The sequence below is a fragment of the Pseudopedobacter saltans DSM 12145 genome (assembly GCF_000190735.1).
Lineage (GTDB): Bacteria > Bacteroidota > Bacteroidia > Sphingobacteriales > Sphingobacteriaceae > Pseudopedobacter > Pseudopedobacter saltans.
The window spans coordinates 2,627,172-2,642,235 of record NC_015177.1; the positions used below are offsets into that span (position 1 = coordinate 2,627,172).

Consider the following 15,064-nt stretch of genomic DNA (forward strand, 5'->3'; position numbering starts at 1 on the left):
AAGGGCAAAAGGAATTTAAAATGAAAGAATACCTTAAACACCCCATTTTTAACATTATTTCTGAATTAAGTAATAAACTGGGTATAGAAACATATGTTATTGGCGGCTTTGTACGCGATATATTTTTAAAAAGACCATCTAAAGATGTTGACATCCTTGTAATTGGTAATGGCCCCGAGTTTGCATTGGAAGTCGGTAAAAAACTGCACACCAATGTGTCAGTATTTAAAAATTTTGGTACGGCCATGCTTCGTTATCAGGATTTGGAAGTGGAATTTGTAGGCGCTAGAAAAGAATCTTACAGAACAAATTCCAGAAAACCAATTGTCGAAAACGGTACCCTGGAAGATGATCAAAAAAGGAGGGATTTTACTATTAATGCCATGGCTATATCGCTTTCCAAAAACAATTATGGCCAACTAATAGATCCCTTTAATGGAGTAAAGGATCTTAAAGAAAATCTCATTATAACGCCTTTGGATGCAAATGAAACTTTCTCCGACGATCCTTTACGTATGATGCGAGCTATACGCTTTGCAACCCAATTAAACTTCCAAATTCACCAAAGTGCAATTGATGCTATCGTTTTTAATAAAGAGCGAATTAAAATTGTGTCGAAAGAGAGGATAACTGACGAACTTAATAAGATTATCCTTTCGAAAAAGCCTTCTATAGGTTTCAAGTATCTTTTTGACACCAAGTTATTACATATAATCTTCCCGCAAATGGCAAAGCTTTATGGGATAGACTATATAGATGGAAAAGGCCATAAAGATAATTTTTACCACACACTGCAGGTTCTTGATAATTTATCTCAAAATACTGACGACTTATGGTTAAGATGGGCAGCAATTTTGCATGATATAGCAAAACCTGCAACCAAACGTTTCGAAAAAAAACATGGCTGGACGTTTCATGGTCATGAAGACAAAGGGGCCAGAATGGTTCCCAAAATATTTGCGGAGCTTAAACTCCCACTTAACGAGAAGATGAAATATGTACAGAAATTGGTGCTGCTACATTTACGCCCAATTGTACTTGCCAAGGAAATTATAACAGACTCGGCAGTAAGAAGATTGCTTTTCGAAGCTGGAGATGACATTGATGATCTTATGCTGCTTTGCCAAGCCGATATCACTACAAAAAACGAGTATAAGGTTAAAAAATACCGAAATAACTTTGAGTTGGTAAAACAGAAGCTTAAAGATGTTGAAGAAAAGGATAAAATCAGAAACTGGCAGCCTCCAATAAGCGGAGATGATATCATCAAAGCATTTAATATAAAAGCCGGACCAGAAGTTGGCATCATTAAAAACAAAATTAGAGAAGCTATACTGGAAGGCGATATAAAAAACGACCGGGCAGAAGCTTTTGATTTAATGAAGGCTATTGGAAGAGAGATTGGTCTCAAATTTGAACAAGAAATAAACTAAAATATTTTAAATAAAATTTATTTTTGCGACATGGCAATTTATAGATTCAAAGTAAGTTTCGAAGATTATGATGATGTAATTAGAGAGATAGACATCAAATCGAATCAAACTTTTAAAGATCTTCATGATGCAATTCATAAATCTATTGGTTACGACCCGGAGAAGTCTTCTTCTTTCTATGCGAGTAATGACCAATGGATTAAAAATGAAGAGATAGCGTATTTACCCAACCAAAGAAAGGTTGATCGCGGCGTTGTACTAATGGAAAATTCCAAACTAAGTGCGTTTATAGATGATCCGCACCAAAAGTTCTATTATGTTTACAACTTCGATAAACCTTTCGATTTTCATGTACAGCTAATTAAAATTCTTGAGAACGATGCGAAAGAGTATCCTTTAGTCGTAAAATCTATGGGGGAAGCACCTAAAATTTTCTCTAATATTTTAGGTAATCCTGATGAAATTACAGGTGACGAAGATGACGACTATATTGAAGATGATGACATCCTGATTGCAGATGAGGATGAATTGAATTCTCTAAATGCCAGAGAAGACGACGAGGATGAAGAAGAAGAGGATAACGATGAATTTTCTGATGAGTTCTCAGACAACGAAAACTACGACTCGAATGATTACGAAGACTAAATAAAGAAATCCGGAACATTCCGGATTTTTTCATTTAATCACTACCTAATAATCTTACAGATATTATATGCCAAAAACTTTAATCGTTATAGCAGGGCCAACCGCCGTCGGTAAAACAGCTTTAGGAATAGAAATAGCCAAACACTATCAAACGGAAGTTCTTTCGGCAGACAGCAGGCAATTTTTCAAAGAGACAACAATTGGAACAGCCAAGCCTTCAAAAGAAGAATTATCTACAGTAAAACACTACTTTATCGATTCACATTCTGTTACAGAAGATTTTAGTGTCGGACATTACGAAAAACAAGCATTGGAGATATTACAAAACATTTTTGCCACAAATGATTATGCCGTTATGGTAGGTGGCTCCGGGCTGTATGTCAATGCTGTTATTAACGGCTTTGATGAACTTCCTGAGATAGATATCGAAGTCAGAAATACATTAAACCAACGATTAGAAGAAGAGGGCATTTTAAAGCTACAGGAAGAACTAAAAGAGATCGACCCTGTCTACTATCATACAGTGGATTTAAATAATCCTCAGAGGATAATCAGAGCACTTGAGGTATATCATTCTTCGAGTCAGGTTTTTTCTTCTTTCAGAACAGGGGTAAAACGCGAAAGACCTTTCAAAACAGTTATTATAGGCTTAAATATGGAAAGGGAAAAACTATATGGAAGAATCAACAAACGCGTTGATATAATGCTTGAACAAGGTTTATTAGAAGAGGTGAAATCACTAAGCTCCTATCAAAAATTAAATAGTCTTAATACCGTAGGTTATACAGAAATATTCGATTACCTTAATGGAAATATTAATTTAGAAAGAGCTATTGAGCTAATCAAACAAAACTCCAGACGATATGCTAAAAGGCAGATAACCTGGTTTAAAAAGGTTGAAGGAATAAAATGGTTTGACCCAAAACAAAAAGAAGACATTATTTTATATATAGATAAAACAATATCTTCCTGATCTTTTAGACTAGTCCTTCAGTTTTTAATACTTCAATTGATAATTTTCCATTGTTATGCCTGTGCAGTTGGGCCTCCAAAATTAAAAGGCAGTTCAGGCTCATGGCCACTTCTCTCCTTAATCACCCCATTTACCATCTCAAACTTATTGACGTTATCTTCTAGAGCTCCTAATAATCGTTTAGCATGTTCTGGCGTGAGTACAATTCTGCTTTTCACCTTAGCTTTCGGAACTCCTGGCATCATTCTGATAAAGTCAATAACAAATTCAGAACTGGAATGCGTTATGATTGCAAGATTAGAATAAATACCTTCCGCAATTTCCTCTGATAACTCTATATTAATTTGATTTTCGTTTTTCTCTTCCATGACAACAGTAATAAGATTCTATAAATTATAACTAAAGCACGAATATAAATGTTTTTAGAAAATTATAAAGCTTGAAGGAGTATTATTAAAAAAGGAAAAGAGCCCCCTATCGGAATCGAACCAATGACCTACTGATTACAAGTCAGTTGCTCTACCAGCTGAGCTAAGGAGGCTTTTCAAAGTAAACCTTTGTTTTTGGTGGTGCAATATTAGGGAATATTCCAATGCTTGTCAAGTTATTTTTTAAAGATTTATATCATAAAAAAACCCGCTTATTATTAAGCGGGTTATAAGTTTCTATATTTCAAAAGATTGACTAAGCGTCAACTTCTTCTTTAGAAGCCATTAATTTATCGTACTCCTCTTGAGAACCTACAATAATTCTTTCGTAGTCTCTTAAACCAGTACCTGAAGGAATTAAGTGTCCAACAATTACGTTTTCTTTCAATCCTAATAAATCGTCACGTTTACCGGCGATAGCCGCCTCATTCAACACTTTCGTAGTTTCCTGGAAGGAAGCTGCAGAAATAAACGATTTAGTTCCCAAAGACGCTCTTGTAATACCTTGAAGCATTGGACTTGCAGTTGCAGGACGAGCCTCTCTTGCAGACACCAATTTCAAATCTCTACGTTTCAACTGAGAGTTCTCATCACGTAATCTTCTTACAGAAATAATCTGTCCCGGTTTCAACACGTTAGAATCTCCCGGATCTTCAACTACCATCTTATCGAAGATATTGTCATTCTCGATAGAGAAATCAAATCTGTCAACAGCTTCTTTTTCTAAGAATTTAGTATCACCAGCATCATCAATCATTACTTTCTGCATCATTTGATGAACGATAGTCTCGAAATGCTTATCATTGATTTTCACACCTTGCAGACGGTAAACCTCTTGAATACCATTTACTAGATACTCTTGTACTGCTGCAGGACCTTTGATAGCCAAAATATCACTTGGAGAAATAGCACCGTCAGATAAAGGCATACCCGCTTTGATGAAGTCATTATCCTGAACAAGGATGTGTTTTGCAAGAGGTACTAAATACTTCTTAACTTGTCCATCTCTTGATTCGATAGTTACCTCTCGGTTACCACGTTTAACACCACCTAAGGTCACAACACCATCAATCTCGGTTACTACAGCTGGATTCGAAGGATTTCTAGCCTCGAACAACTCAGTTACACGAGGTAAACCACCCGTAATATCTCGGGTTTTTCCAGTGGTACGAGGAATCTTAGCTAAGATTTCACCCATAACTACTTCATCTCCCTCTTCCACGATAACGTGTGCACCTACCGGGATGTTGTATTCTCTAACAGAACCACCTTTTTTGTCAACTATTTTAACAACAGGGTTCTTAGTTTTATCCCTTGTATCGATAATTACTTTTTCTCTGTGTCCAGTTTGTTCGTCAGACTCTTCACGGAAAGTTACACCTTCTATAATAGACTCATAAACAACTTTACCAGAGAATTCAGAAATAATTACCGCGTTATATGGATCCCATGAACAAATTTTATCTCCTTTAGATACCTTAGCTCCTTCTTTTACGAATAAGTAAGAACCATAAGGAATATTGTTTGTCATGATCACCCTGTTCGTATTTGGATCTATGATTTTGAACTCACCAGAACGACCTAATACTACATCAACTTTTTCTTCTTCAGTTTGGTATTCAACCGATCTGATATTTTCAAATTCAATGATACCATCAAATTTAGCCGTAATTTGAGATTCAGCTGCAATGTTAGATGCGGTACCACCGACGTGGAATGTACGAAGTGTTAACTGGGTACCAGGCTCACCGATAGATTGTGCTGCAATAACTCCTACTGCCTCACCTAACTGAACACGTTTACCAGACGCTAAGTTACGTCCATAACAAGATGCACAAACGCCTTTAGAAGACTCACAAGTTAATACCGAACGAATTTCGATACCTTCTAGCGGAGACTCCTCAATTTCTTTAGCAATCTCTTCTGTAATATCTTGATTAGCGGCCACCAATAACTCATTAGTTACAGGGTGGTAAACATCATGTAAAGACGTACGTCCCAAAATTCTTTCGTACAACGGCTCTACAATATCCTCGTTATCTTTTAAAGCAGTAGTGAAGATACCTCTCAATGTACCACAATCCTCGTTATTAACAACCATATCTTGGGCAACATCATGTAAACGACGAGTTAAGTAACCCGCATCCGCCGTTTTTAATGCCGTATCCGCAAGACCTTTACGAGCACCGTGAGTAGAAATGAAGTACTCTAATACTGATAAACCTTCTTTAAAGTTAGATAAGATAGGGTTCTCAATAATCTCACCACCAGAACCTGATTTCTGAGGTTTCGCCATTAATCCCCTCATACCAGCTAACTGACGAATCTGCTCTTTAGAACCACGGGCTCCGGAATCCAACATCATATAAACTGAGTTAAATCCTTGGTTATCGTTAGACAATTGAGTCATTACGTGGTTCGTCAATCTGTTGTTGATACGAGTCCAGATATCGATAATCTGATTATAACGCTCGTTGTTAGTGATGAAACCCATGTTATAGTTAGTCATTACCTCATCAACTTCTTCGCGAGCTTGTTCCAATAATGTATGCTTCTCTACAGGAATGTTTACGTCTTTCAGATTGAAAGATAAACCTCCTTTGAATGCTGACTGGAATCCCATTGTTTTGATATCATCAAGGAACTGTGCAGCTCTTGCCATACCAGTTTCTTTAACAACAAAACCAATGATATCTCTTAAAGATTTCTTCGTCAATAAATCGTTGATATAACCTACCTCATCCGGAACTACTTCGTTAAATAACACACGGCCTACTGTAGTTTCTATCATTTTACTAACGAAAGAACCATCTTTCTCCTTAACGTTAGCTTTTACTTTAATAAAAGCATGAAGATCAATCTGTTTTTCATTAAATGCAATAATTACCTCTTCTGCAGAGTAGAAGGTAGAACCCTCACCTTTCACTACTCGAGACTCATCAGTTCTACGGCCTTTAGTCATATAATAAAGACCAAGAACCATGTCTTGAGAAGGTACGGTTACCGGAGTACCATTGGCAGGATTCAAGATATTATGTGCCGCCAACATCAAAATTTGGGCTTCCAAAACAGCTGCGTTACCAAGTGGAACGTGAACAGCCATCTGGTCACCGTCAAAGTCGGCGTTGAATGCAGTACATACTAATGGATGTAATTGAATAGCCTTACCCTCAACCAATTTTGGCTGAAAAGCCTGGATACCCAAACGGTGAAGTGTAGGAGCCCTGTTCAGAAGAACCGGATGTCCTTTTAACACATTCTCCAAAATATCCCATACTAGCGGATCTTTTCTATCAACAATTTTCTTTGCAGATTTTACTGTTTTAACCACACCTCTTTCAATCATTTTACGAATGATGAATGGCTTAAACAATTCAGCTGCCATATCTTTAGGTAAACCACACTCGTGAAGTTTCAATGTAGGACCTACCACGATAACCGAACGACCAGAATAGTCAACACGTTTACCTAATAAGTTCTGACGGAAACGACCTTGCTTACCTTTTAAAATATCTGATAAAGATTTTAATGCTCTGTTACCTTCAGTCTTAACGGCATTCACTTTTCTCGAGTTATCGAATAAAGAGTCAACCGCTTCTTGCAACATACGCTTCTCGTTACGTAAGATAACTTCCGGAGCCTTAATCTCCATCAGTCTTTTCAAACGATTGTTACGGATGATAACACGACGGTAAAGATCATTCAAATCTGAAGTTGCAAAACGTCCACCCTCTAAAGGCACCAACGGACGCAACTCCGGTGGAATAACCGGAACAATCTTAACGATCATCCACTCAGGATTATTCTCAATTCTTGATCTAGAACCACGGAAAGCTTCTACAACCTGTAAACGTTTTAATGCTTCGTTCTTACGTTGTTGAGAAGTTTCGTTTGCTGCCTGGTGACGTAAGTCATAAGACAATTGATCCAAGTCTAAACGTCTCAATAAATCCTCTAAAGCCTCAGCTCCCATTTTAGCAACAAATTTCTGAGGATCTTTGTCATCTAAATATTGGTTTTCTTTAGGTAATTTATCCAAAACATCCAGATACTCTTCTTCAGTTAAGAAATCCATATACTGAATTCCTTGCTCTTCCATAATACCAGATTGAATAACTACATAACGCTCGTAGTAGATAATCAAATCTAATTTTTTTGTAGGAAGACCTAAAAGGTATCCGATTTTATTAGGTAATGATCTGAAATACCAGATGTGTGCAACAGGAACCACAAGGTTAATGTGTCCCATACGCTCACGGCGTACTTTCTTTTCAGTTACCTCTACACCGCAACGGTCACAAACGATACCCTTATAACGGATTCTTTTGTATTTACCACAGTGACATTCGTAATCTTTTACCGGACCAAAAATACGCTCACAGAACAAACCATCTCTCTCTGGTTTATAAGTTCTGTAGTTAATTGTTTCTGGTTTCAGTACCTCACCACTTGATCTTTCCAGAATTGCTTCTGGAGAAGACAAACTGATAGTAATCGAGGTGAAATTACTTTTTATTTTATTATCCTTTTTGTAAGACATATTCTTTCCTTAAGTTGAAAGTTATAAGTTCAAAGTTGAAAGTAAAGTGTTAAGCTTTTAACTTTCAACTTTAAACCTTGAACTTATTAGTCTAATGTTATATCTAATCCCAATCCTCTCAATTCGTGAACCAATACATTGAATGATTCTGGAACTCCAGGAGTTGGAAGGTTTTCACCTTTTACAATAGCCTCGTATGTTTTAGCTCTACCTACAACGTCATCAGACTTAACGGTTAAGATTTCCTGAAGTATATTAGCAGCACCGAATGCTTCTAATGCCCAAACCTCCATCTCACCAAAACGTTGACCACCGAATTGTGCTTTACCACCAAGAGGTTGTTGAGTAATCAATGAATAAGGACCGATAGAACGAGCATGCATCTTATCATCAACCATGTGTCCTAATTTCAACATGTAAATGATACCAACAGTAGTAGGCTGATCAAAACGCTCTCCGGTTAAACCATCATGTAGATATGTTCTTCCTGATTCTGGAATACCTGCTTTCTTGATATAATCTTCTACCTCTTCTTGTGAAGCACCATCGAAAATTGGAGTCGCAAATTTCAATCCTAATTCTTTACCAGCCCAACCTAAGATAGTTTCGTAAATCTGTCCAAGGTTCATACGAGAAGGTACCCCTAGTGGATTCAATACGATATCAACCGGTGTTCCGTCTGCTAAGAAAGGCATGTCCTCATCACGAACGATACGCGCTACGATACCTTTATTACCGTGACGTCCCGCCATTTTATCCCCAACTTTTAGTTTACGTTTCTTAGCTACATAAACTTTAGCCATTTGTACGATACCTGATGGAAGCTCATCTCCTACGCTGATAGCAAACTTATCTCTTCTATAAGCACCCAGCTCTTCATTAACCTTGATTCCATAGTTATGAAGTAAGGCTTTAATCAGCTCGTTCTTATCCTCATCAGTAGTCCATTTGGTTGGATTGATGTGGTTGTAATCAAGCTCCATCAATAGCTTTTGAGTAAATTTAACACCTTTAGCTATTAATAATTCCTTATACACATTATAAACGCCCTGAGAAGTTTTTCCATTAACAATGTTGAATAATTTATCAACTAAAGTCTCGCGTAACTCTCTTACAGCTTTTTCATGTTTTGCTTCTAACTTGTCTAATTGAGATTTTTCCTCTGCTTTAGAAGTTTTCTTAGCTCTCGAGAACAATTTAGTGTCAATAACTACGCCGTTAATTGAAGGTGGAGTTTTTAAAGAAGCGTCTTTTACGTCACCTGCTTTATCTCCAAAGATTGCTCTTAATAGTTTCTCCTCTGGCGAAGGATCTGATTCTCCCTTAGGAGTAATTTTACCTATTAAGATATCACCTTCTTTAACCTCTGCACCAACTCTGATAATTCCGTTCTCATCAAGATCTTTAGTAGCCTCTTCAGAAACGTTAGGAATATCTGGTGTTAATTCCTCTTCACCACGTTTGGTATCACGTACTTCCAATTCAAATTCTTCGATATGTACCGAAGTGAAGATATCCTGAGACACTACACGTTCAGAGATTACGATCGCATCCTCAAAGTTGTATCCCTGCCAAGGCATGAAAGCAACTTTTAAGTTTCTACCTAAAGCTAATTCTCCGTTTTCTGTAGCATAACCCTCACAAAGAACCTGACCTTTAACAACTCTTTCACCTTTTCTCACGATAGGTTTCAAGTTGATACAGGTACTCTGATTCGTTTTCTTAAACTTAATTAAGTTATATGTTTTAGACTCACCATCAAAAGAAACCAATTCATCGTCTTCGTTTCTGTCGTATTTAATAGTGATTTGATTTGCATCAACATACTCTACTATACCATTACCTTCCGCATTAATCAAAGTACGGGAGTCAGAGGCAACACGTCCTTCTAATCCAGTACCTACAATTGGAGCTTCAGGTCTTAATAAAGGAACAGCCTGACGCTGCATGTTAGATCCCATCAAAGCCCTGTTCGCATCATCATGCTCAAGGAAAGGAATCAACGATGCTGCAATAGAAGTAATCTGATTTGGAGAAACGTCCATATAATCTAACTTTTCAGGTTCGATTACCGGGAAGTCACCCTCATATCTTGCTTTTACTTTTTCATCAATGAAGTTACCCTTATCATCGTACTGAGCATTAGCCTGAGCGATAGTTTTCGCATCTTCATCCTCAGCACTTAAGTAAATTACCGGCTCATTAACCGAAACTTTACCTTCTACTACTTTACGATACGGAGTTTCTATGAAACCTAAGTTATTAATCTTAGCATGTACACAAAGAGAAGAAATCAAACCGATGTTTGGACCCTCTGGCGTTTCAATGGTACATAAACGACCGTAGTGCGTATAGTGAACGTCACGAACCTCGAAACCAGCTCTCTCTCTTGATAAACCACCAGGACCTAACGCAGATAAACGGCGTTTGTGTGTAATCTCCGCTAATGGATTCGTTTGATCCATAAATTGAGATAACTGATTAGTTCCAAAGAAAGAATTGATTACTGAAGATAAAGTACGGGCGTTAATCAAGTCCGTAGGTGTAAATACTTCGTTATCGCGAATGTTCATACGCTCGCGAATAGTTCTTGCCATACGAGACAGACCTACTCCGAATTGAGCATACAACTGTTCACCCACAGTACGTACACGACGGTTAGATAAGTGATCGATATCATCCACCTCTTCTTTAGAGTTGATTAATTTGATCAGATATTTAACAATCGCAATAATATCCTCTTTAGTTAGAACTTTTGTCTCCTCTGGAGTATCTAACTGTAATTTCCTATTAATTCTGTAACGACCAACATCACCTAAATCATAACGTTTGTCAGAGAAGAATAATCTATCGATAATACCTCTCGCTGTTTCCTCATCAGGTGGTTCTGCGTTACGCAATTGACGGTAGATATGCTCAACCGCTTCTTTTGCAGAGTTAGACGTATCTTTCTGCAAAGTATTATAAATGATAGTATAGTCTCCGCTGTTGCTATCTTCTTTTGATAAAATCAAAGTTTTAACACCAGCATCAACAATCATATCAATATGATCATCTTCTAAGATTGTCTCTCTTTCAAGGATAATTTCATTTCTATCAATAGAAACTACTTCACCTGTATCCTCATCCACGAAATCCTCTACCCATTTTTTAAGAACCCTGGCAGCTAACTTACGTCCTACATATTTTTTAAGACCCGACTTGCTAACTTTAACTTCATCAGCCAAATCAAAAATTTCTAAGATATCTTTATCAGCGTCATAGCCAATTGCTCTTAGTAACGTAGTAACCGGAAACTTTTTCTTACGATCGATATATGCATACATCACGTTATTAACGTCTGTAGCAAATTCAATCCAGGATCCCTTGAAAGGAATAACACGAGCCGAATAAAGCTTCGTTCCGTTTGTATGTCTGCTTACACCGAAGAACACACCTGGAGAACGATGTAATTGAGATACAATAACACGCTCAGCTCCATTAATTACAAACGTTCCTTTAGGAGTCATATAAGGAATTGTACCTAAATAAACATCCTGAACGATTGTCTCGAAATCTTCATGCTCCTCATCGTTACATGATAAACGTAACTTAGCTTTTAAAGGAACACTGTAAGTTAGTCCACGCTCGATACATTCTTGAATGTCGTATCTAGGTGGATCAATAAAATAATCTAAAAATTCTAAAACGAAAATGTTTCTTGAATCTGAGATTGGGAAGTTTTCAGCGAATACTTGAAATAATCCTTCTGTGTGACGATTATCTGATGTAGTTTCTAACTGAAAGAATTCCTTGAACGATTGGATTTGCACATCCAGAAAATCAGGATAATCAATTACGTGTTTGCTTTGCGCAAAATTGATCCTTTGATTGTTTTTGTTTGCCAAGGGTCTAAAATTTTAGTTTAAAAACTGAAAATTCGATTATCGTTGCTATAACGGTAATGAAAGGTGTATACACCAAAAGCCTAAGACTCCATACCCAAAAGGGTGGAGTCTAAGGCTATATTCTTGAGGTATTGGAGATTACTTAATCTCAACAACAGCTCCTGCTTCTTCTAATTGTTTTTTAAGAGCTTCTGCTTCGTCTTTAGCAACACCAGCTTTTAATTCTTTAGGTGCACCGTCAACTAGGTCTTTAGCTTCTTTTAAACCTAAACCAGTTAAGTCTTTAACTAATTTAACTACTGCTAATTTCTGACCACCAGCTTCTTTTAAGATTACATCAAAAGAAGTTTTCTCTTCTGCAGCAGCAGCTTCGCCACCAGCAGCAGGAGCAGCAACTGCAACTGCAGCAGCAGCAGGCTCGATACCATACTCATCTTTTAAGATTTGAGCTAATTCATTAACTTCTTTAACTGTTAAGTTTACTAGTTGTTCAGCAAACGCTTTTAAATCTGCCATTATATTTTAATTTAAAAATTACTATTTAATTTATTCCGAATTTATAGGTATTCGAATTAACCTCTTTCTTGTAATGTTTTGACAATTCCTGCCAATTTGTTTCCACCAGACTGTAAGCCAGAAATAACATTCTTAGCTGGAGACTGAAGCAATCCAATGATATCCCCAATAAGCTCTTCTCTAGATTTAAGACTAGCTAAAGTAGCTAACTGATTATCTCCAATGAATGCTGTTGAATCAATATATGCTGCTTTTAAAACTGGTTTATCTCCCTGTTTTCTCAATGCTTGGATAAGCTTCGCAGGTGCACTTCCAGTAATAGAGAACATGATTGATGACGCTCCTTTAAGCGCATCGAACAAAGGTGCTACATCTCCATCAATTTGCTCTAAAGCTTTCTTGATTAAAGTGTTTTTTACAACTTGCATACCTATGTTGTTCTCAAAACATTTACGGCGAATATTATTGATTTTTTCAACTGTTAATTCAGAAGTATCAGTAATATAAAAATTACCATACTCTTTCATTTGTTCAGCTAAAGCAGAAACAACTTCGTGTTTTTCTTCTTTTCTCATAATATTATATTCCCGCTACTGATTTAGTTTCAACTTCGATTCCAGGAGACATAGTTGAAGAGATGTGAATACTCTTGAAATATGTTCCTTTTGCAGCTGAAGGCTTCAATTTTGAAATTGTTTGAAGAACCTCCAAAGCATTCTCATAAATCTTTTCAGCAGGGAAAGAGACTTTACCAACTGAGCAGTGAATGATACCTGTTTTATCAACTTTAAAGTCGATTTTTCCACCTTTTACATCCGTAACAGCTTGTCCAACATTAGGAGTTACTGTCCCTGATTTAGGATTTGGCATCAAGTTTCTTGGACCTAATACACGACCCAATTTACCAACTTTAGCCATACAGCTAGGTGTAGTAATAATGATGTCGACGTCTGTCCAACCACCCTCAATCTTAGCAATATACTCATCTAACCCAACGTAATCAGCACCAGCAGCTTTAGCTTCTTCTTCTTTATCAGGAGTAACTAAGGCTAACACACGTACTGTTTTACCGGTACCATGAGGTAAAGTTGCAATACCACGAACCATTTGATTGGCCTTACGTGGATCTACTCCTAAACGAACATCAATATCTACCGATGCATCAAATTTAGTCGTAGTGATATCTTTTACCAAGGCTGCTGCATCCTTAAGGGAATAAGCTTTACCAGCGTCAAGTTTGGAAAGAGCCGTTTTTTGATTTTTTGTTAATCTAGCCACTATCTTAAACTTAATTTTTAATTAATTGTTCCAAGGAGCATTTCCTGTAACGTTAATACCCATACTGCGAGCAGTACCTGCAACCATTCTCATAGCCGCTTCTACTGTAAACGCATTTAAATCTGGCATTTTATCTTTTGCAATCTCTTCTACTTGTTCCCAAGTAACGCTTGCAACCTTTTTACGGTTAGGCTCCGCAGATCCACTTTTAATTTTAGTAACTTCCATTAACTGAATAGCCACCGGTGGAGTCTTGATGATAAAGTCAAAAGATTTATCAGCATAAACAGTAATAACAACCGGAAGAACCTTACCAGGTTTATCCTGAGTACGAGCGTTGAATTGTTTACAGAACTCCATGATGTTAACACCCTTAGCACCTAATGCAGGTCCTACTGGTGGAGATGGGTTTGCCGCACCTCCTTTAATCTGTAATTTGATTAACGCACTGACTTCTTTTGCCATTTTCTATTTATTTATTTCTCAACGTTAATTAATGTGGAAGCATTCTTTTGTTGAGCTCATATCCAATTGTGATTCTCGTAAACACACAAAATCAGAGTTCGTTTGCTGAAGCTCTGACATGATTTGTTTATTCCTTTTCTACTTGCATGTAGTTTAACTCAAGAGGTGTCTTTCTTCCAAAAATCTTTACCATAACCTTGAGTTTCTTTTTCTCTTCATTAACTTCTTCGATAACTCCCGAAAACCCATTGAAAGGACCATCCATAACTTTTACGTTTTCTCCAACGTAATAAGGTATATTCATCATCTCTCCCTGCTCAGTCATTTCATCCACTTTACCTAAAATTCTGTTAACCTCAGCTGGTCTAAGTGGAACGGCATTCCCATCTTTATCTCCTAAGAAACCAATAACACTATTCAAATTCTTGATAATCAATTCTAGTTCAGCATTTAAAGCTGCTTCAACCAAAACATAACCAGGATAATAGTTTCTTTCTTTAGCTATTTTTTTACCATCCCTCATTTGATAGTACTTCTCCATAGGGATTAATACCTGAGGAACTAAATGATTCAATTCTAGACGACTTATCTCAGCATCAATATACTGCTTTACCTTCTTCTCTTTGCCGCTTACAGCCCTAACCACATACCATTTTAACTGATCGTTCATTTCTCTAGATTGATTATGCAAAAGATTTGTAGATTAATTTGATTAAATTACCCGCAGATTCATCCATTGCAAATACAATTAGCGCGATAATTAAAGCCGCAACTAATGTAATTACTGCACTATTTTGCAACTCAGACCAAGTAGGCCAAGTTACCTTTTCTTTTAACTCTGTAAAAGATTCTTTGATATATTCTGCAAAATTAGCCATCTATATTCTTTGCTTTCTTTA

General features: G+C 37.0%; 12 protein-coding genes and 1 tRNA gene. 3 read left to right on the top strand and 10 right to left on the bottom strand.

The annotated features are described in order from the left end of the window. The first annotated feature begins 20 nt into the window (after window positions 1-20). The 3 genes from PEDSA_RS11275 to miaA all read left to right on the top strand — a co-directional run bounded on the left by PEDSA_RS11275 (window position 21) and on the right by miaA (window position 3,051). Window positions 21-1,433, top strand: a complete 1,413-nt coding sequence (locus PEDSA_RS11275) for a CCA tRNA nucleotidyltransferase (RefSeq protein WP_013633294.1) — start codon at window positions 21-23, stop codon at window positions 1,431-1,433. A 30-nt stretch (window positions 1,434-1,463) separates the two neighbouring features. After that, window positions 1,464-2,078 (top strand): IS1096 element passenger TnpR family protein, encoded by a 615-nt coding sequence (locus PEDSA_RS11280; RefSeq protein WP_013633295.1) that lies wholly within the window; start codon window positions 1,464-1,466, stop codon window positions 2,076-2,078. Window positions 2,079-2,145: 67 nt separating this feature from the next. Further along, window positions 2,146-3,051 (top strand): tRNA (adenosine(37)-N6)-dimethylallyltransferase MiaA, encoded by a 906-nt coding sequence (gene miaA / locus PEDSA_RS11285; RefSeq protein ID WP_013633296.1) that lies wholly within the window; start codon window positions 2,146-2,148, stop codon window positions 3,049-3,051. Between the two features lie 53 nt (window positions 3,052-3,104). Here miaA and PEDSA_RS11290 read toward each other — a convergent pair whose 3' ends face one another. From PEDSA_RS11290 to secE, 10 genes are all read right to left on the bottom strand, one after another. Further along, window positions 3,105-3,419: a DUF3467 domain-containing protein gene (locus PEDSA_RS11290; protein ID WP_013633297.1), complete on the bottom strand. Its 315-nt coding sequence runs from the start codon at window positions 3,417-3,419 to the stop codon at window positions 3,105-3,107. A 100-nt stretch (window positions 3,420-3,519) separates the two neighbouring features. Continuing rightward, a tRNA-Thr gene (locus PEDSA_RS11295) sits at window positions 3,520-3,592 on the bottom strand. 143 nt (window positions 3,593-3,735) lie between these two features. Further along, window positions 3,736-8,019 (bottom strand): DNA-directed RNA polymerase subunit beta', encoded by a 4,284-nt coding sequence (gene rpoC, locus PEDSA_RS11300; protein WP_013633298.1) that lies wholly within the window; start codon window positions 8,017-8,019, stop codon window positions 3,736-3,738. 86 nt (window positions 8,020-8,105) lie between these two features. Next, window positions 8,106-11,906: a DNA-directed RNA polymerase subunit beta gene (gene rpoB / locus PEDSA_RS11305; RefSeq protein WP_013633299.1), complete on the bottom strand. Its 3,801-nt coding sequence runs from the start codon at window positions 11,904-11,906 to the stop codon at window positions 8,106-8,108. A 138-nt stretch (window positions 11,907-12,044) separates the two neighbouring features. Further along, complete coding sequence (rplL, locus tag PEDSA_RS11310) at window positions 12,045-12,422, bottom strand: 50S ribosomal protein L7/L12 (protein ID WP_013633300.1); 378 nt, start codon at window positions 12,420-12,422, stop codon at window positions 12,045-12,047. Between the two features lie 56 nt (window positions 12,423-12,478). Beyond that, complete coding sequence (gene rplJ / locus PEDSA_RS11315) at window positions 12,479-12,997, bottom strand: 50S ribosomal protein L10 (RefSeq protein WP_013633301.1); 519 nt, start codon at window positions 12,995-12,997, stop codon at window positions 12,479-12,481. Window positions 12,998-13,001: 4 nt separating this feature from the next. Further along, on the bottom strand, window positions 13,002-13,700 hold the full coding sequence (rplA, locus tag PEDSA_RS11320) for a 50S ribosomal protein L1 (protein WP_013633302.1): 699 nt from the start codon (window positions 13,698-13,700) through the stop codon (window positions 13,002-13,004). A 21-nt stretch (window positions 13,701-13,721) separates the two neighbouring features. Then, window positions 13,722-14,165, bottom strand: a complete 444-nt coding sequence (rplK, locus tag PEDSA_RS11325; protein ID WP_013633303.1) for a 50S ribosomal protein L11 — start codon at window positions 14,163-14,165, stop codon at window positions 13,722-13,724. 127 nt (window positions 14,166-14,292) lie between these two features. After that, window positions 14,293-14,835 carry a transcription termination/antitermination protein NusG gene (nusG, locus tag PEDSA_RS11330; protein WP_013633304.1) on the bottom strand — a complete coding sequence of 181 codons (543 nt, stop codon included), beginning with the start codon at window positions 14,833-14,835 and terminating at the stop codon, window positions 14,293-14,295. A gap of 13 nt (window positions 14,836-14,848) precedes the next feature. Beyond that, window positions 14,849-15,043 (bottom strand): preprotein translocase subunit SecE, encoded by a 195-nt coding sequence (gene secE, locus PEDSA_RS11335; protein WP_013633305.1) that lies wholly within the window; start codon window positions 15,041-15,043, stop codon window positions 14,849-14,851. Between the last annotated feature and the right edge of the window lie 21 nt (window positions 15,044-15,064).

Excerpts from the sequence above, each read along its gene's own strand:
- PEDSA_RS11275 (WP_013633294.1), top strand. The coding sequence starts at position 21 with ATGAAAGAATACCTTAAACACCCCATTTTTAACATTATTTCTGAATTA.
- PEDSA_RS11280 (WP_013633295.1), top strand. The coding sequence starts at position 1,464 with ATGGCAATTTATAGATTCAAAGTAAGTTTCGAAGATTATGATGATGTA.
- miaA (WP_013633296.1), top strand. The coding sequence starts at position 2,146 with ATGCCAAAAACTTTAATCGTTATAGCAGGGCCAACCGCCGTCGGTAAA.
- PEDSA_RS11290 (WP_013633297.1), bottom strand. The coding sequence starts at position 3,419 with ATGGAAGAGAAAAACGAAAATCAAATTAATATAGAGTTATCAGAGGAA.
- rpoC (WP_013633298.1), bottom strand. The coding sequence starts at position 8,019 with ATGTCTTACAAAAAGGATAATAAAATAAAAAGTAATTTCACCTCGATT.
- rplL (WP_013633300.1), bottom strand. The coding sequence starts at position 12,422 with ATGGCAGATTTAAAAGCGTTTGCTGAACAACTAGTAAACTTAACAGTT.
- rplJ (WP_013633301.1), bottom strand. The coding sequence starts at position 12,997 with ATGAGAAAAGAAGAAAAACACGAAGTTGTTTCTGCTTTAGCTGAACAA.
- rplK (WP_013633303.1), bottom strand. The coding sequence starts at position 14,165 with ATGGCAAAAGAAGTCAGTGCGTTAATCAAATTACAGATTAAAGGAGGT.
- nusG (WP_013633304.1), bottom strand. The coding sequence starts at position 14,835 with ATGAACGATCAGTTAAAATGGTATGTGGTTAGGGCTGTAAGCGGCAAA.
- secE (WP_013633305.1), bottom strand. The coding sequence starts at position 15,043 with ATGGCTAATTTTGCAGAATATATCAAAGAATCTTTTACAGAGTTAAAA.